The sequence below is a fragment of the Trinickia symbiotica genome (assembly GCF_002934455.1).
GTDB lineage: Bacteria > Pseudomonadota > Gammaproteobacteria > Burkholderiales > Burkholderiaceae > Trinickia > Trinickia symbiotica.
This window is the reverse complement of record NZ_PTIR01000005.1, coordinates 1-17,141: the sequence shown is the minus strand read 5'-3', so window position 1 is coordinate 17,141 and position 17,141 is coordinate 1. Positions and strand designations below refer to the sequence as shown.

Below are 17,141 nucleotides of genomic sequence, written 5' to 3'. Positions count from 1 at the left end.
ATGGCTGAAATGAAATCCAACATTCAGGCAGCACGGGCGGCCGTGCACGAGAACAAAATGAGCGAGCAGACGACACGCAACTTTAGCTTTCATGCAGACAAGCGGTTGCAAAGCGAAGTGATCGTAAGGAAGGATTCATTGCGCCATCTCGACGCAATGGGCGTGTTCGATCACATTCGCAAGGAGTCCAAACACCTGCTCGTGACCGACAAGAACGTCGAAAAGCTCTATTTGCGTCGTGTGCTCGAGAGCATCGAACGCTCGGGGCGCTCCGTGCGCACGCTCGTGGTGCCGGCGAGCGAGAGTTCGAAGAGCTTCAAGGTATATTCGCAGCTCGTGGAGAAGGCGCTCGACTACGGATTCGATAAGTACTCGGTCATCTTCAGCCTGGGCGGCGGTGTCGTGAACAACCTCGCGGGCTTTCTCGCTTCGACGTTGTATCGCGGCATCGGGCTCGTTCACTTCCCCACGAGCCTGCTGTCGCAGGTCGATGCGGCGATCGATTTCAAGCAAGCGATCAACTTCGATCATGGCAAGAATCTGATCGGAAGCTACTACCCTGCATCTAAGATCGTTGTCGATCCGCTCGTGCTGCGCACGCTCGACGTGCGATTGATCCGCGATGGTCTCTCGGAAGCGATCAAGCACGCGATTTGTCAGGACACGAAGTTCCTGTCGTTCATCACATCGAACAGCGAGCATCTTGTCGATCCCGACTTTCTTACCGAAGTCGTGACGCGATCGATCGAGCTGAAACTCGAGGTCATGAGTGGCGATCTCGACTCCGACTACGACGAGACGCTGAAGCAATATGGGCACGCGATCGGTCATGCTGTCGAGCACCTGTCCGAAGGCGAGGTCTATCACGGTGAAGGAATCGCGATCGGCATGTGCGTCTCGTCAGAGGTCGCACTGCTGCTGGGATTGTCCGACGAAGAAACTGTCGAGCTCCACTACGACGTCTTTCGACGTATCGGCTTGCCGACAACCGTACCGGAAGCTTATTCGCTATCGGACATCTGGGAAAAGATTCGCTACGACAAGCACTTCCTGAGCGGCAAGGCTTACATGGGTCTCGTGCGCACCGCAGGCGTGATGGCGCCGACAAACAACGGCAATTTCGGTCATTACATCGATCAGGAAGTGATCTTCGAGGCGATCGAGAGAAACCGACGCCAAGGTGCTCGCGATTCACTGCGGGTCGTCTGAGCGAGGATTTTGACGATTCATTCGGAGCGCGCGACGCGGTTCGTGCGTGGACGTGTTGTTCCATCCGTCGGTGCGGGTTGCAGCACCGTGAAAGGAGCGTAGATCCTATCGTTCAGCTACGCTCAGCGCGGGAGACGCGCGTTTCTTGTGAGATCGACGTATTCATGTGTCACCGCTTATTTTTTGATGTGACAGAGCTTGTCGGGTTCGATAAGGGAACCGGCATTCAACGTGTCACGCGCGGGTTGCTGCTGGCGCTGCAATCGCAGCCGCCCGCGGACTGGGCGGTCGTTCCCGTGCGCGGCGACAAGACGACGGGGCGCTACGTGACCGCCCTGGCGGCGTCCGATGCGCGCGGTGACGGCAGTCGCGATCTCATGGTCAGTGAACGACATATTGAGCCTCGGGCAGGGGACATTTTTCTCAGCGTCGATCTTGCCTACAACATCACCCCTGAATTGCGTCAGGAGGTCGTTCGATTTCGAGAGTCCGGCGCTGCCGTCTACTTCGTGATCTACGATCTGATCCCGTTGATGTATCCGGAATGGTTTCATGGGACGAATGCATGGTTCGAGGGCAACGACTACCTTGCACTCTTCAACTACTGGTTCGAATGCGTAAGCGAGGAGGCGGACGGCCTTGTGTGCATTTCGGACTCCGTACGACAAGACCTGCGTGCTTGGCTCGCCAAGCATAAGCCCAAGCGTGAGGTATTGCCGAAACTCGAGTATTTCCATCTGGGTTCCGACATTGCCGAGAGCGTTCCGTCGATGGGTTTGCCCGATGATGCCGAAGAAGTGCTCGCCCGGCTCAAGTCGTCGTCGACATTCCTGATGGTCGGCACGCTCGAGCCGCGCAAGGGACACGAGCTTGCACTCGATGCGTTCGAACGACTTTGGGCCGAAGGCGCTGACGTCGATCTCGTGTTTGTCGGCCGGGTCGGGTGGAAGATTGAGCGCTTGGTCGCGAGACTGCAAGCGCATTCGATGCGCGGCAAACGCTTGTTCTGGCTCGAAGGGATTACCGATGAGTATTTGAGGGGCGTCTACGAGTCGTCATCCGCCTTACTCGGGCTGTCCCTGGCTGAGGGGTTCGGATTGCCGCTCGTCGAAGCTGCGCATCACAACGTGCCATTGATCGTGCGGGACATCCCTGTGTTCCGCGAAGTGTGCGGAAATTCGGCAACTTATTTCAACGGGGCGTCTGCGGACGATCTGCACGACCTGCTCGTCTCGTGGTTGGCTGCACGCGAGTCGGGCAAATGCGTCTATCCCGATGGCATGGAAGTGCTGTCGTGGGCCGAGTCGGCGAAGCAACTGATGGCAGCGGTGGGCAGGATGCTCGGCAACGAACACTTCTGGAGCGAGAAATGCGCAAGCGAGTCCTTGTAACAGGCGCAGGACGCGGTATTGGGTTTTCGATCGCGGAGACACTTGCCGGCAAAGGCTATCTGACGGAACTGCTCGTCAGCAGCGAAACGTCTGCAAAGACATTGCTCGAAGCAGAATGGGTCAGGCAAACGGACGCTCGGGTGCATGTGCTCGACCTTGCCGACCGCGATGCCGTCGCCGGGTTCAACCAGACCTGGAAAAGCGATCTGTGGGCTATCGTCAACAACGCCGGCATCTGCAGGACTTTCGGCATCCTCGATGCTGGGGACGACCCACTCGATGAAGTGTTGAGCACCAATCTGGTCGGGCCGTACCTGCTCACCAAAGGATTGTTGTCGCGCCTCTCTCGCCCTGGGCGCATCGTGAACATTGCGTCACAGTTGGGTCAGGAGGGCCGCACGGGTTATTCCGCTTACTGCGCTTCCAAATTCGGATTGATCGGCATGACTAAGTGCTGGGCGAAAGAGCTCGGTGCGGAAGGCATCACGGTCAACGCGGTGTGCCCGGGCTGGGTCGGTACGGAAATGTCGTTCAAGGACGTGGACCGGATGGCTGCTGAGCAGGGCATCAGCTCTGAGCAATTCTACGCAGGTGTCTGTGAACCGCTAGAGCTCAAGCGTTTCAATACACCCGTCGAGGTGGCTAACCTCGTCCTCTTTTTGCTTTCGGACGAAGCTTCGGGGATTACAGGCAGGGACTGGTTGATGCAGACAGTCTGGAACCAGCAGTAGCCGACGCCTTCCACTTCAGCAAGCGGCGGCATTGCTTATAGGTCTATCTGATCGGGTGCGCGCTGGGGCGAGCCTCGGCTCGCAATCCTAAGCCGGTACGTATTCGTAGGCCCAATTGGTCCACATAGAACGAAAGATATGAAGATATTGTTCAACACCTACCCGATGGCATTTCATACGCCTGGCGGAGGAGAGATTCAGCTCCAGCAATACCGCAAGCACCTCGGCCGGCGGGGGGTAGACGTCACGCTATTGGACCTGTGGAACCCGCGTTTCAAGGATCATGAAGTAGTTCATTACTTCTCGTGCATGAGCGGCTCGCTTCACTTCTGCGCGTTCGTGAAGAACATCGGGATGCCGCTCGTCGTGTCACCGAACCTTTGGATTACCGAGGAATCGAAATCCAATTATCCGTTCGATGAAATTCGTCTCATTTTCGTGCTGGCTGACCGAGTAGTCTGCAACTCAAACGCCGAGTGCGATCTGCTCGCTAGGATTTTTAATATCCCGCGTGAGAAGTTCTTTACCGTCTATAACGGCATCGATCAATACTTTTTGAAGCCGGTAGACGGGCAGCTTTTCCGGGAGAGTTTCGGCATTGCCGGGAAGTTCGTCCTGAACGTCGCGAACGTCGAGCCGCGTAAGAACCAGCTCGAACTCGTTCGTGCATTGAAGGCCCATCCCCAACTGCAGTTGGTGTTAATCGGGCACGTACGCGATCGGGCGTACGCGGACGAGTGCTTCGCGGAAGGCGGAGACCAGCTCCGGTACATCGGGCCGCTCGGTCACGAGTCGGACCTGTTGCGGTCGGCGTACTCCGCGTGTTCTGTCTTCGCGTTGCCGAGCATGCTGGAGACCCCAGGCTTAGCCGCACTCGAAGCATTCGCAGCTGGCGTGCCCGTCGTCGTCACTCGAGAGGGGTGCACCAGGGAGTATTTTGGTGCCGGTGCGACGTATGTCGATCCTCACGACACAGCGGGTATTGCGGACGCCGTCGAAAAGAGTGTTGACGCACCCCGGAGTTTCCTTTCGACCCTGGTCGCCAGTGCGAATTTCACGTGGGCGCGAGTGGTCGATCGGTTGGTCGAGCTTTATAAGGACCCGGCCAATCTACCGGATACGGAGAGGTTGCTCGGCGGCTTTCTGGATATCGAGGCCGACGGGCAACACAGATTTGCATGGACGAGACAGACGGCCACGTTTGACTGCAGGCCGGGTGCAATAAGCGGGATCTGGCGGACGGAGGTCGGCGGGACGGTCGAAGTCCGGATCGACGGAGAGCTAGCTCATCAATACGTCCACGTCCCGGCAGATTGGACATCCTTTCAGATCGTTGTTCCCGAGAAAGAGGACTGCGCGTTTAGGGCAGTCACTATCGAACTGACTGGCGGAGCGGGATCGGCCGAGCGTGGCGTGGCTTTGAGAGACGTCGAGTTCATGGAGGCGACAACTCCTGGCTTCAAGGAACTCGAGGCTTTTGACGAGCTTTTGCAGGGAAGCACGGGCTTTTTCCCGATCGAGCGGGATCCGCATAGATATTTTGCGTGGAGCGCACGCCGCGCGACGTTCCGTTCACGCCCCGGCCATCTGAATTTTGTCTGGAGGTCTGCGCAGGGCGATGCGACGATCGACGTACTGGTCGCGGGCAAACGCAAGTTGGCTGGCGTGCCGGTAGGTCATGAATGGAGCCGCTTAAGTCTCGCCGTCGAGCCAACTGACGGGGAAGTGACGTCCGAGGTGACCTTGGTGGTCAATCAATCGCAGGACGTGGTCGTCGCTGGTCGCGTCCTTGGCGTCGCAGTTGGCGAACTCCAGTTTCAACCATGGGTCGGCCCGGGCCCGACTTTGGACACGGGAACGTTATGCGCATAGTGATCGATCTGCAGGCCGCGCAAAGCGAGAGCAGGTTCAGAGGGATCGGCAGGTATTCGCTGTCACTCGCCCTAGCGATGGTCGCGGACGCCGAGCGCCGCGGGCACGAAGTGTATGTCGTGCTGAACGGCAAATTTCCGGAAACGATAGAACCGCTTAGAACCTCCTTCGCGGGCTTATTGTCCCAAGACCGGATTCTGGTCTTCTCCAGCTTGCCGGAAACGGAGGGAGTCACCCCTGGCAGTGAATGGCGTAGACGGGCGTCTGAGTTCGTCCGCGAAGAGTTCCTCGCCGCGCTGAGGCCGGACGTCTTGCATGTCTCGAGCCTATTCGAAGGGTGGGGTGACGAATCCGTCGTCGCAATAGATTGCGGCTCGGCAAGGCTTCCGACGGCCGTTACGCTATACGACTTGATACCGTATGTAATGAGCGAAGCCTACCTTGTGGATTCTGGTTATCGTTCTTTCTACCTGCGCAAGTTGGAGCAGCTGAAACGGGCCGACTATCTGCTGGCGATATCCGCGCACTCGCGCTTGGAGGCGATCGATCTGCTGCATATTTCGGCGGACCGGGTTATCAACATCTCGGCAGCGATTGGCGATCAGTTCAAGCCGGCGCCGATTTCTGAAGAGGCCGCACGTGAATTGCTCCTCGCCGAGCACGGTATCGCCAATCCGTTCGTACTCTATGTGCCAGGTGGCTTCGATCCGCGGAAGAACCTCGATCGACTGATCGAGGCGTTCGCTAGCTTGCCAATGTCGGTTCGGGACGGACTGCAACTCGTCATTGGCAGTAAGGTTCCGGAAGGAATGGGAGAGGCCCTTCAAGCAAAGGCTCGCAGTGTCGGACTCGGTCCAAACCAACTGGTGCTGACCGATTACGTGCCCGACGAACAACTCACGGCCATTTATGGCCTTTGCCAATTTTGTGTCTTTCCGTCGTTGCACGAGGGATTCGGGCTGCCCGCGCTGGAGGCGATGGCCTGCGGTGCGCCAGTAATTGCATCCAATTCCACGAGCCTGCCCGAGGTCATCGGATTCGATGAGGGATTGTTCGACCCGCTTTCCGTCGCGGATATTGCGCGCGTGATGCTTCGGTGTTTGACCGATGACGGTTTCCTTTTGGAGCTCAAGCGCCACTGCGCGCTACAAGTTAAAAAGTTCTCTTGGGAACGCTCCGCGCTGCTGGCGCTCGATGGCTTCGAAGGGGCATTTGAGGGAGCCGCGGCCGCGCTCTCGCGTATAGACGATCAGACCGTGGCAAACGGCTATGAACGGATTGCGGCCGAATTGAAACGAGATTCGGCGGAGCTGGGGAGGGAAGCTTCGGATGCCGAGCATACGATGCTCAGGGAGTGTTTGCGAATGAACCAGCGCGTTATCGACCGCGCATGCGGCGAGCGACAGCTACTTGTCGACATTTCAGAGTTAGTCAACCGTGATGCCAAGTCGGGCATTCAGAGGGTTGTGCGGAGCATCTTATTGAGGCTCCTTAAGCATCCGCCAGCGGGGTATCGCGTGGAGGCCGTCTACACGAAGGATGGTCACGGATTGCTGTATGCGAAGTCCTTTGTCGCCAAGTTCCTGGGCTTGCCGACCGAGGGTGTTCAGGATGTTCCGATAACTTTCGGGAAGGACGATATTTTCGTCGGGCTGGACCTTACTGCGCACCTCTTTCCAGCGTTCAATGAAACGCTGCGTCAATTGGAGGAAACCGGAGTCCACATTCACTACGTCGTCTATGACCTGACGCCGCTAATGAACACACGGTGGCATACGACCGGAATGACTCAGGCGTTTACCCATTGGATCGACGGCCTCGCTAGCTACGCGGACAGTCTTATTTGCATTTCCGAAGCGGTGGCGCACGACGTGGAGCGTTGGTTCGAGGAGAAAAGGCCGGGTCTTGGCCGGACGCCGCGTATCTCCCATTTCCACTTAGGCGCGGACATCGGCAACAGCCAGCCGACGGTTGGGCTACCGGAGAACGCGTCGCAGGTGCTCGCCGCGATCAAGTCCGTACCGAGTTTTTTGATGGTGGGGACAATCGAGCCGAGAAAGGGCTATACACAGGCGATCGATGCGTTCGAGTCTCTCTGGTCGAAGGGCGAAAACGTCAATCTCGTCATTGTCGGGAAGGCGGGATGGCATATGGAAGAGGTTGTTGACCGTCTGCGCGGCCACCCGCAGGCTGGGACACGGCTGTTTTGGCTTGAGGGAGTCAGTGACGAATATCTCGATCGATTGTACGAGACAACTTCGGCATTGATCGCGGCTTCAGAGTATGAAGGGTTCGGGCTGCCACTCGTAGAGGCAGCTCAACGCGAGCTGCCTATCATTGCGCGGAACATCCCGGTGTTTAAGGAAGTTGCCGGTAATCACGCCTTCTGGTTCGACGGACACGATGGCGTTTCGTTAGCGCGAGCCCTCTTGGACTGGCTTGAACTCTATCGCATGAACGAGGTGCCTCGTTCGGCAGGCATGCCTTGGCTGACGTGGGAGCAGAGTACCGACCAACTTCTGCGCCGCGTGGACGTCTCATTGGCCGACATGAGCTAGCTGCCAGGCCGGGGGAATCGTACGCATCGTCGCAGTCTTTTTCGCTGCTCGCGCGCGATTCACCGTCGAGGGCTCCCATTTCTTAGTTTCATTCAATTCTCAGGGCACAGTCTATGAAAAAGGCGATCATCACCGGTATCTCGGGGCAGGACGGCGCTTACCTCGCTCAACTCTTGCTGGACAAGGGCTACACCGTCTATGGTACGTACCGTCGGACGAGTTCGGTCAACTTCTGGCGCATCGATGAACTCGGGATTCAAGACCATCCAAACTTGCACCTCGTCGAATATGACTTGACGGATCTGTCTACGAGCATCCGACTACTGCAGGATACGGGTGCAACAGAGGTTTATAACCTCGCAGCGCAGAGTTTCGTGGGTGTGTCGTTCGACCAACCGGTTACGACCGGGCATATTACGGCGATGGGACCGTTGAATCTGCTTGAAGCGATTCGCATCGTGAATCCGAAAGTGCGCTTTTATCAAGCATCCACCTCGGAAATGTTCGGGAAAGTGCAGGCCATCCCTCAGGTCGAAAGCACGCCTTTCTATCCGCGCAGCCCGTACGGCGTGGCGAAGCTCTACGCTCATTGGATGACCGTGAACTATCGGGAGTCCTACGGGATCTTCGGCACGAGCGGGATTCTGTTCAATCATGAGTCGCCGCTTCGAGGCCGCGAATTTGTTACTCGGAAAATCACCGATTCCGTGGCTAAGATCAAGCTGCGAAAGCAGGACGTGCTCGAGTTGGGTAACCTTGATGCGAAGCGCGACTGGGGATTTGCGAAAGAATACGTCGAGGGTATGTGGAGTATGCTGCAGGCCGACACGCCGGATACCTATGTCCTGGCCACCAATCGCACCGAGACTGTCCGCGATTTCGTAACGATGGCGTTCAAAGCCATCGACGTTGAGCTTGCATGGAAGGGCGAGGCCGAACAGGAAGTTGGCGTTAACGCAGCAACGGGTAAGACGGTCGTCCGAGTGAATCCCAAGTATTATCGCCCCGCCGAGGTGGACCTGCTTATCGGCAACCCCGAGAAGGCTTCGCGAGAGCTTGGCTGGAAACCCGAGACAACGCTTGAGGAACTCTGCGACATGATGGTCAAAGCCGACCTACGCCGCAATGACAAAGGTGCGTCGTTCTGACAGGCGGAACAGCCCCTGAGCCGGAGAGCTACGTCAAACGCGGCTTTGGCATTTGCCAAGGCCAACTTATCGATCGGGGGAGCCAGGAAACGCCGCCACCTCTAGCTCGGTCAGGGGTATGTCAATCGAGGGCTCTTCTCGAGCGCAATGTTCTGCTCGAGGCGGGCTTAGAAATATCTCATCAAAAAAAATGCCGCGAGTTGCGCGCGCGACTGATCGAACGTGAAAGTACTCCATATCTATCGCACGTATTTTCCCGATCCGCCGGGGGGGCTACAGGAAGCGATTCGGCAAATCAGCCTAGCTACGCGCGACTTCGGCGTTGAGTCGAGGATTTTTACACTGTCACCGAACCCGGAGCCGCGCACGATCGCGTTTGACGAGGGGAAAGTGGTTCGTTCGAAATCGTGGGCGGCACCGGCTTCCTGCGATCTCGGCGGCATTGATTCGTTGCGGCAGTTCCGCGCGCTCGCGCAATGGGCCGATGTATTGCATTTTCACTTTCCATGGCCGTTTGCGGATCTGCTGAGGCTCTTTGGCGAGCATCGTAAGCCGGCTGTCATGACCTATCACTCTGACGTTGTTCGGCAGAAGTATGTCGGGTATGTCTACGGGCCGTTGATGCGGTGGATGCTGAGGTCGATGGACGCTGTTGTTGCCACATCTCCAGCCTACGCGCGGACAAGCTCGATTCTATGCTCCGTGGTGCCGGCGGATCGGCTGCGAGTCATTCCGCTCGGCATCGCGGACTTTGCGAGCGGTGACGTGGCGACCAGACCTGAAGCGGACCTACTCAGCAGACTGTCTTTGGGAGACAAGCCGTATTTCTTGTCCCTCGGCGTCTTGCGCTACTACAAGGGCTTACACACGCTGATCGACACAGCGCCGAAGATCGGTGCGAACGTGGTCATCGCCGGGTCCGGTCCGGAAATGGCACGGCTGAGAAAGCAGGCGGCCGAGGCTGGGGCGTCCAATGTCGTCTTTGCCGGGCAGGTATCGAACGACGAGAAAAACGCGCTGCTGCGAGGGTGCCGCGGCTTGGTTCTGCCTTCGCACCTCCGGTCAGAGGCGTTTGGTATGGTGCTCGTCGAGGCTGCCATGTTTGGAAAGCCATTGGTTTGCTGCGAGGTAGGCTCCGGAACTTCATATGTCAATGAAAGTGGTGTCACTGGATTCGTCGTCCCGCCGGAATCGCCGCGGGATTTGGCACACGCGATGAATAGTTTGCTGTCGGACGAGTCACTGGCGAATAGCATGGGTGCTGCGGCTCGCGTTCGATATGAAAATATGTTTTCAGCCCCCGCTTTGGGTAAAGCGTACCGGACCTTGTATGCCGAGACACTCGCGCGCTAGTGCGTTGCGGTAATTGCTGCCAAACATATCATCTCGTGATGTTCTGTAACATCGCTACCTCGACAGTCGTCGCCAAATAACGTAACCTCGGTTAGGGTGCGGCTGTTCAGCGTGTAAACAAAGCACATAAACGACTGCGAAGCAAGAGGCCGTGAGTATATTTTTCATGCATATTCCGAAAACAGCGGGGACGTCGATCACGTCCTTACTTGAGGATAATTTTTCGTTGGCAGATGCGCTGATAACAAAAAAAGTAAGGAATCAGTACTACGCCAACTACATAGATTATGGTCTGTTGAAGTCCGCTGCGGTCGTGGCTGGACATTTCCCGCTTTCGATCGCTTCATTGATGAATGAGCCGGTGCGCAAGCTCGTGTTTTTGCGGAACCCGGTTGACCTGTCGATCAGCTTGTTCAACCACATGAAGCGAATTGGGGAAATATCGCCGCGCGAGAATCTCGCTGACTTTATCGAATCGTCGCGTGGCAGCAGCATCACGAACGTCCAGGCAAAGTGGCTCGCAAATGCATTTGCACCGAACGTACCCACACATCGCGCATCGATGCCATTCGAATTCGGGTGGAATGGTACGAAGCCGGAATTTGCTATTGATGATTCTGTGCTTGCTGATGCTAAGAGAAATTTGAAGGAATTCGAATTTGTCGGGATCTTTGAGGAGATGGAGGAGTCTATCTCGTTGATGTGCCAAAGATTTGAATTGAGCCGGGGATATCACCCCGTCGTACTGAACGTTGGTGATTATTCCCGGGCTCAAGATGAGTCGGTGATGCGATTGGTTCAGAATCATAACAAATATGATGTCGAACTATACAGGTTCGCAAGGCAACGGTTTAGGGAAATGGCTGGTTCAACGCGCACCCAAGTTCTTGCGGCAAAATCGGATAAACGTGGAGAATTGTCGCCTAATTTATTCTTAGATATGGATGATCCGGTTCGCCACCAGGGGTTGCATAGTCGAGAGGTTTGGCCTCATTGGCATGGCGTTAGATGGACCTCTGAAGTGGCGACAATATGCACGGAATGCCAGATCACTGGGCGCCTCGATTACACTTGGGAGTTGCTAGTCCTATCGACGCTTTCGCCAGGTGACATGCGGAGTTTGCGAGTTCTGATCGACGATTTTGAGCTGCCGTACACCCTAGTTCATGGTGGTAGTGTCTGGTATTATCGTGGGGTTTTTGCTATGCCCGAAGAAATCGTGAATCCTGGTGTTAAAATTATCGCGCCATTCGCAACCTCGCCATCCACAATGGGCGTCTCTGGCGATAGTAGAGTATTAGGAGTGGCCGTTAAGGCCTTCAAGTTCGCGCCGGTCGAAAGTTGCGCTGTCGGGTTCCCGCCAGACAACGCTATTGCGTCAGCTTCGCGAGCTCCTGTGCCGCTTCCCTTGCGCTGCGCATAAGAAGGACAAGATCGTCAGCCGTCGGCGCAGTGGAGGGCTTCGAGGGAGATATGGCGCTTAGAACTGCGGTGATTAGCTCGTCTGCGGACTTGGACTTTACCTGGGGGCGCCCGCATGACGTAAAAGTTCGCTCGATCGCATCCATTGCGAGCGCGGCGGATTTTTCCCACGAAAATCGACGAGCCCGCGATAGACCGTGCTGCCGAAGTCTCGTGCTGAACAGCTCATCCGTCAAAGTACGCAACAACTTGTCCGCGATGCTTTGAGCCGAATTCGGATCGAACAGAGCGTCTTCGAGGCCGATGACCTCGGGTAGGCTGCTTGTATTGGACGCGATGGTCGGCGCGCCGCAAGCCAGCGACTCCAGCGCGGGTAGGCCGAATCCTTCATAAAGAGAAGGGAATACGTGGACTCGACACAGGCTATACAACGTGACCAAGTCGTTGTCGGAGACGTACCCGGTCATTACGACCTCTTCGCGGGCTAGCCTCTTGGTGGCGATCAGGGCTTCCAGAGCTGCGCGCTCGGCAGGCTTGATATTGCTCCCGATAACAAGTTGATGCGATCTCCGGATCTCGCTCGGCATCCGCGAATACGCATCGAAGAGCGTCGCAAAGTTCTTTCGCAGATCGAACCCGCCTGGCATGTATAGTACGAATGGCTTCAATATGCCGTAGCGTTCCATTACTTTGGCGGAGTGATGCGGCTCGTGCATTCGAAACGCAAAATCATCGTCAATTGATGCAGAAATGTTGACGACCATCGCTGGGTTGCATGGAAGCAGCCTGACCGCTTCCTCAGCCGAATGTCGTGAAATGGCGAGCAGCAAATCCGCGCGCCGTAGAGAGTCCAACTTACGGTGATAGTAGCGTTCGTACTCAGGCGTCGTTATGTAGAGGTGTGGCAACGTCCATGGGATTAGGTCGTACAGGGTGATAGCGGTTGGCAGTTGGGTGCTGCCGCGCCCGACCGATACCACTGCATCATCAACGGAGCCCTCAAAGAGGCTCGAAACATGGACCACGTCCGGGCGAAGCTGCGCAAGGAACTCTTCTCGGAGACACTCGGCGGCACGAGTCCTCCATGCGTTGGACGCGATTGTCTCGGTGACGGGCGCCATGCCAGGAAAAACGCCGATTCGCGATCGCGGGACAACGCCATCGAACTCTCGCGCAATTGAATCGACCTGATCTGGGAAGTTGCCATTCAGCAGGAGCCAAACCTCATGACCGCGGCTCGCTGCCAACGGCGCCATGTGCTTGGCCAGCGATCTGCAATAGCGGCCGACCCCTCGAAAGCGGCTGTCGTTTTGCGCAGCCTGCAGGTCTACGATGATCCGCATTTCACTCCCCGTTGCTGTATAGCCGAGCGCGAATTATATCCAGCGACGAGACCCGATCAACGGCGATCGGCCGGCGCAGATTCGCGCGATGCCCAGCTCGAGACGCCCCGGCCTCCAACAGCTGGGCTCGCTGACATTGGTTAGCTCCTCGCATGTCACTGCTACCGAATCGCTTCGATGGAGAGGGACTGAAAACCTAGTCCGAGGCGGCGAGCGTCGGAGCCCATATGCAATTCCTGCGGTGATATGGGTTGTGGCGGCACGATCTGTATTGTTCTCGATGCCGCCGAGTTATCGAAGTACAGCGAGTATCGGCCCCGCGTCGATGCCGGGATGAACGTCTTTTCCTGCGCGCCGGCCAGCACCCTTACGGGCTTTCCTTCATTGGGGCCGAAGGCCTGGAGCCGCAAGTGAAGGACGAAATGTCGTGGGAGGGGCTGCCTAAACTTAAGTTCGACGTACGGAAAAACGTTCGCGTCGGACCAGCGGCCCCAACTTTCACAGCCCGACAGTCCGCGCGCATTTGCAATAAAGTCCGGAAAGGGGTTACGGGAAAAGTCGATGCGCTCGGGCAGGGTTGAATCGTCCCTCACGCCTTGGTCGTCGACGACGAATTGCGCCCGCTCCATGATCTGGTCTGGGCGAAGACCAGCAGGTAATGGCGTTGCCGTGCTCAAAGGACGGAGATCAAAGAGAACCTGATTGCCGTTGTTACTGATCAGCACCGGAGGTTCGCCCAGGTCGCGAGTCAGCCGCGCTTCGATAGCAGCACCATTGTCGGCATAACCTTGCCGATCTATGTAGATCGCTCTGAACCCGATCCGTCGGATCACGTCTATCTGCAATTCAATCGGTTCTTCCGCCAGCGCGTGGAAAAAACGGTCGCCGCGACGTCCTTTCATGGGCCCGTAGCTCCAGTTCAAAGTAGAAGAATGAAGGTAGCCATTTGCCTGATCATAGGGCTGCATATGCGCCACAGTGTAAGCGCCAAAGGTGTAAGGCTTCGTTTCGATTACGCCCGGTTCGGGGAATGCTAGATACGGAAGCTGATAAAACCCCGCTCCCCGGCGGCAAGAGTTCCTCGATCTTCGAAACGAAGTCCTCGTCGTTCCTAAACTCTGAACTGTTGGCGTCATTGCACCCATCGCAGGCTGGGACTGTCTGATCCCATATTGCGATAGCCACCAGCGCGGCGCTGATAACAGCAGCACCGACAACGCCGTTCCGCCGCCTGCGAAGCCACGAATCGATCAAAACCAGCGCAGCGCAGATCGATGTGAACGCAATGAACACGCTGACGCGATTCCAGGAACGGATTAGCGGACTGATGAGAAGGCTAAAAAGGCAAGAAAAGCCACCAATTGTACAAAACAACAAAAGACCGAGGGTGATGATCGCAAGTGCGTAGAACTGCTGCTGACGCCGGGTACTGAACCCTGGAGCTAGAAAAGCTGCGAGCAATGAGAGAAAACCAGCAGACCCGAGGACGCCGAGCGAAGCAGTGGAGTTTTCGTTGACGAGAGGGAAGGCCGATGAATAGGAAGAAGTCAAGGCTGCGAATGGTTCAAAGCGGTGCGTGCGCCTGGGCAACAGGAGTTGCACTATCTTGAGCCCTTCAATTTCTGACTCAGCCGGGGAACGCTGGATAGCTTCTTGATTGACACCTGCAGCGACCCGATAACCGATGCTTGGCGCAACGTTGAGACCAACACCGAGCGTGACTACGGCGGCGGCAACGATAGGCGTCCATGCCGCGCGCACTGACCGCGTTTGCAAACACCGCGCAGCACCTGCAGTAACTATTGCTATAACCCCGAAGCACGCGTAGTAGACACCGAAGCATGTCAGGGCGGTGAGGCTGGCGATAGCGATGAGTGTGCGGCCGACGCGTTGTCCTATATGGAAAAAATCTAGCTCACCGCTGAAGATCCGAAGTGAGAACCAAATGAAACATGGGGCTGGAAAGTACCACGTATAAAATAAATGATAGAGCCGCAGAAAGTGAAACGGAAGAATGGCAAACGCGAATGCACCCGCCGTGCTGAGAGGCCGGGATATTTGAAGACATCTAAAGATCGCGTATGCAGCGACGGCATCAATAGGAAATCCGATCAAATAGTAAAAATTGAATGCAGCCCCTGCGTTACCCGTCGCAAGAGCGAATAGCTTGAGCGCAGCAAGACTTCCAGAGTCCGGGATTGGGTAGTCGTAAATTGTCGACCCAAATGGATAGCCCATTGCAGTGCTGTGAAATACCCACGGATTTTCCATGAGGCGTTTAATCAGCGTGAGGGTCAGCAAGCCATCCCCTGAGTATGCTAGCGGAACGCGAAAATTAAAGTGCCCGCCCCCAATGGTCCACCAGCCGGAAAACAGTGACAATATGATGAGTGAGATCGGTGCAATTGTTGCTAACGAAAGTCTTTTAGTTCTCGATGTAACGATCGAGTTTTCTTTTGGCGAAATATCCATCGTGTGACCAAGTGCGAGGTGACAAGTCGGTCGCGGCCGGGCCGCAACCCCGTTAGCCTAAGGCAAATAATTCAATGATGTCCCTACGAAAGGCTACCGTTTGCCAAGGGCGCCGAGCGGCGAAAGGCTCCTAGCGGTAGCCGAATTCATGGATCGATTATCACTTCAATCTCCTGGCTCCCGGATGATGCGAATCGGCGATGAACCGACGTCTTCGAACCAGAAGCAGTGCTCGTTCACCAAATCGATCACGATTTCGAGCCAACGCGACGGTAGCCCGGAAAAATCCATTTCGATTCGCAATAGTGCGGTGCCACCTGGAGAGATTTTTCGGGTAAATTGCCCTCGGAATTCGCGCAGCAGATTGCCCCCTTCACTGAACGCTCGAGCGCCTAGTCGAAGGCTGTCGAAATCCCATTCGCGCGATCCGCCGTTGACGGCTGCCAATAATACGGTAGCGGATTGGTTTTCAGAATCTTCTTGCCAGTCTTGAAGCGTCAGCCGTGCACTTAGCGAGGCGACCCTGTCTTCGTCACCCGTCGCGACCCGGTCTATTCCGATGCTCCGATAGAGCCACGCAGGCAATTTCTGCCCTTCTATCGGCGACTTGCGTGCCCGCACGAAGATATACTGTCCTAGGTCCTCACTCCTCTCCGAGGTGATCTTCGCGATGATATCTGGGTCGATCTTTTGCGAGTATGTGTGCGGATGAACATCTGACGTAAATATCTCCTCAATCTCGAAGCCGATATATATAAGTAACCGCCTCAATTCATCGCGCGTATATTCTCGGTTGTGTCGACCATAAGGCCCATAGCCGCTGTATGGATCGTAGATATTCTCTCCGCTTAGAAGTCGCACGACGTTTTCAAACCGTGCTACGTTGGGTGTTGTGAGGATAAGATGCCCTCCAGGTTTTAATAGTCTCCTGATTTTCCTCAGCGCGCCCGATGGATCATTTGTTAGATGCTCTAGTATTTCACAATATAAAACAACGTCGTAACCTTCGTCTTGAAGCGGGAAGTGACCGTTTTCCGAGTTAAAGTTGAAATAGTGAAAATCTCGCCCGCTTTTGCGGCCGCTGCTGAGATCCCGATAGGTCACGCTTTGGCATAACAGCCGCTTCGGTTGCCCCTCAAACCAGTTTGAGTATGTCCACTCAAAATTCGAGAACTCTTTCGAGAGCATGCTCATGAAGTATGGATTAGCTCCAAATTCGATCGCCCGCCTACCTTGTCCGCCAAGGCTGCGAAAAAGATCCAGTGTGTAGATAAACCTCAAGAAATCGGATGCAAGGTACCCCGCGATTTCTTTGCCGCTGCCTTCAACGCAAACAGTCGCAAGCCAATCATATAGCGTTTCTGCCTCAGCATCACAGGGCAATCGTAGTTCGTGAGCGTATGGGAATTGCAGGTTCATCATTACGCACTCCGTGGTTATCCAAGCATTGTCAGACTCAATTCCTCGCGCGGTTAGGTGTGCTTTGTGCGCTGCGTGCCGAGAGAGGTTCGCCAGGCGTGTGCCCATCCCGCGCATCCTTGCCCGGTTGTCTGGCGTCAACTACAACCGCCGCCGACGACAACTAAAATTGCCGCCCTATGCTGCTACCGGGGCTGACGCCGTCGGCTTCGCGCCGGCAGCT

General features: G+C 56.1%; 12 protein-coding genes. 8 read left to right on the top strand and 4 right to left on the bottom strand.

Features of this window, described 5'->3' with window-relative positions:
* The 8 genes from B0G57_RS09405 to B0G57_RS09370 all read left to right on the top strand — a co-directional run bounded on the left by B0G57_RS09405 (position 1) and on the right by B0G57_RS09370 (position 11,685).
* The gene (locus tag B0G57_RS09405) at positions 1–1,209 is read left to right on the top strand and encodes a 2-deoxy-scyllo-inosose synthase (RefSeq protein WP_018442353.1); all 1,209 of its coding nucleotides are present in this window, start codon (positions 1–3) and stop codon (positions 1,207–1,209) included.
* 188 nt (positions 1,210–1,397) lie between these two features.
* Positions 1,398–2,600: a glycosyltransferase family 4 protein gene (locus B0G57_RS09400; protein ID WP_018442352.1), complete on the top strand. Its 1,203-nt coding sequence runs from the start codon at positions 1,398–1,400 to the stop codon at positions 2,598–2,600.
* Complete coding sequence (locus B0G57_RS09395) at positions 2,579–3,331, top strand: SDR family NAD(P)-dependent oxidoreductase (protein ID WP_018442351.1); 753 nt, start codon at positions 2,579–2,581, stop codon at positions 3,329–3,331. The genes B0G57_RS09400 and B0G57_RS09395 overlap by 22 nt, the downstream gene beginning before the upstream one ends.
* 138 nt (positions 3,332–3,469) lie before the next feature.
* Positions 3,470–5,203 (top strand): glycosyltransferase family 4 protein, encoded by a 1,734-nt coding sequence (locus B0G57_RS09390; protein ID WP_018442350.1) that lies wholly within the window; start codon positions 3,470–3,472, stop codon positions 5,201–5,203.
* Entirely contained in the window at positions 5,194–7,761 is a 2,568-nt protein-coding gene (locus B0G57_RS09385) for a glycosyltransferase family 4 protein (protein WP_020566387.1), read from the top strand. The genes B0G57_RS09390 and B0G57_RS09385 overlap by 10 nt, the downstream gene beginning before the upstream one ends.
* Before the next feature lie 113 nt (positions 7,762–7,874).
* Positions 7,875–8,909, top strand: coding sequence for a GDP-mannose 4,6-dehydratase (gene gmd, locus B0G57_RS09380; protein WP_018442348.1), 1,035 nt, complete (start codon positions 7,875–7,877; stop codon positions 8,907–8,909).
* 222 nt (positions 8,910–9,131) lie between these two features.
* Entirely contained in the window at positions 9,132–10,262 is a 1,131-nt protein-coding gene (locus B0G57_RS09375; protein WP_018442347.1) for a glycosyltransferase, read from the top strand.
* Between the two features lie 166 nt (positions 10,263–10,428).
* Complete coding sequence (locus tag B0G57_RS09370) at positions 10,429–11,685, top strand: sulfotransferase family 2 domain-containing protein (protein WP_083925725.1); 1,257 nt, start codon at positions 10,429–10,431, stop codon at positions 11,683–11,685.
* Here B0G57_RS09370 and B0G57_RS09365 read toward each other — a convergent pair.
* The 4 genes from B0G57_RS09365 to B0G57_RS09350 all read right to left on the bottom strand — a co-directional run bounded on the left by B0G57_RS09365 (position 11,633) and on the right by B0G57_RS09350 (position 16,921).
* Positions 11,633–13,027 (bottom strand): glycosyltransferase family 4 protein, encoded by a 1,395-nt coding sequence (locus tag B0G57_RS09365; protein WP_018442345.1) that lies wholly within the window; start codon positions 13,025–13,027, stop codon positions 11,633–11,635. The two genes, B0G57_RS09370 and B0G57_RS09365, sit on opposite strands and share 53 nt — an antisense overlap.
* 161 nt (positions 13,028–13,188) lie before the next feature.
* Positions 13,189–13,929, bottom strand: coding sequence for a DUF7024 domain-containing protein (locus B0G57_RS09360; RefSeq protein ID WP_051090088.1), 741 nt, complete (start codon positions 13,927–13,929; stop codon positions 13,189–13,191).
* 52 nt (positions 13,930–13,981) lie between these two features.
* Positions 13,982–15,499, bottom strand: coding sequence for a sugar translocase (locus tag B0G57_RS09355; protein WP_146013340.1), 1,518 nt, complete (start codon positions 15,497–15,499; stop codon positions 13,982–13,984).
* A gap of 165 nt (positions 15,500–15,664) precedes the next feature.
* Complete coding sequence (locus tag B0G57_RS09350; RefSeq protein WP_018442343.1) at positions 15,665–16,921, bottom strand: class I SAM-dependent methyltransferase; 1,257 nt, start codon at positions 16,919–16,921, stop codon at positions 15,665–15,667.
* Positions 16,922–17,141 lie beyond the last annotated feature (220 nt).

Bases quoted from the DNA above. Each gene is read 5' to 3' on its own strand.
- gmd (WP_018442348.1), top strand. From the start codon at position 7,875: ATGAAAAAGGCGATCATCACCGGTATCTCGGGGCAGGACGGCGCTTAC.
- B0G57_RS09355 (WP_146013340.1), bottom strand. From the start codon at position 15,499: ATGGATATTTCGCCAAAAGAAAACTCGATCGTTACATCGAGAACTAAA.
- B0G57_RS09390 (WP_018442350.1), top strand. From the start codon at position 3,470: ATGAAGATATTGTTCAACACCTACCCGATGGCATTTCATACGCCTGGC.
- B0G57_RS09395 (WP_018442351.1), top strand. From the start codon at position 2,579: ATGCGCAAGCGAGTCCTTGTAACAGGCGCAGGACGCGGTATTGGGTTT.
- B0G57_RS09385 (WP_020566387.1), top strand. From the start codon at position 5,194: ATGCGCATAGTGATCGATCTGCAGGCCGCGCAAAGCGAGAGCAGGTTC.
- B0G57_RS09360 (WP_051090088.1), bottom strand. From the start codon at position 13,929: ATGAAAGGACGTCGCGGCGACCGTTTTTTCCACGCGCTGGCGGAAGAA.
- B0G57_RS09350 (WP_018442343.1), bottom strand. From the start codon at position 16,921: ATGATGAACCTGCAATTCCCATACGCTCACGAACTACGATTGCCCTGT.
- B0G57_RS09370 (WP_083925725.1), top strand. From the start codon at position 10,429: ATGCATATTCCGAAAACAGCGGGGACGTCGATCACGTCCTTACTTGAG.
- B0G57_RS09405 (WP_018442353.1), top strand. From the start codon at position 1: ATGGCTGAAATGAAATCCAACATTCAGGCAGCACGGGCGGCCGTGCAC.
- B0G57_RS09365 (WP_018442345.1), bottom strand. From the start codon at position 13,027: ATGCGGATCATCGTAGACCTGCAGGCTGCGCAAAACGACAGCCGCTTT.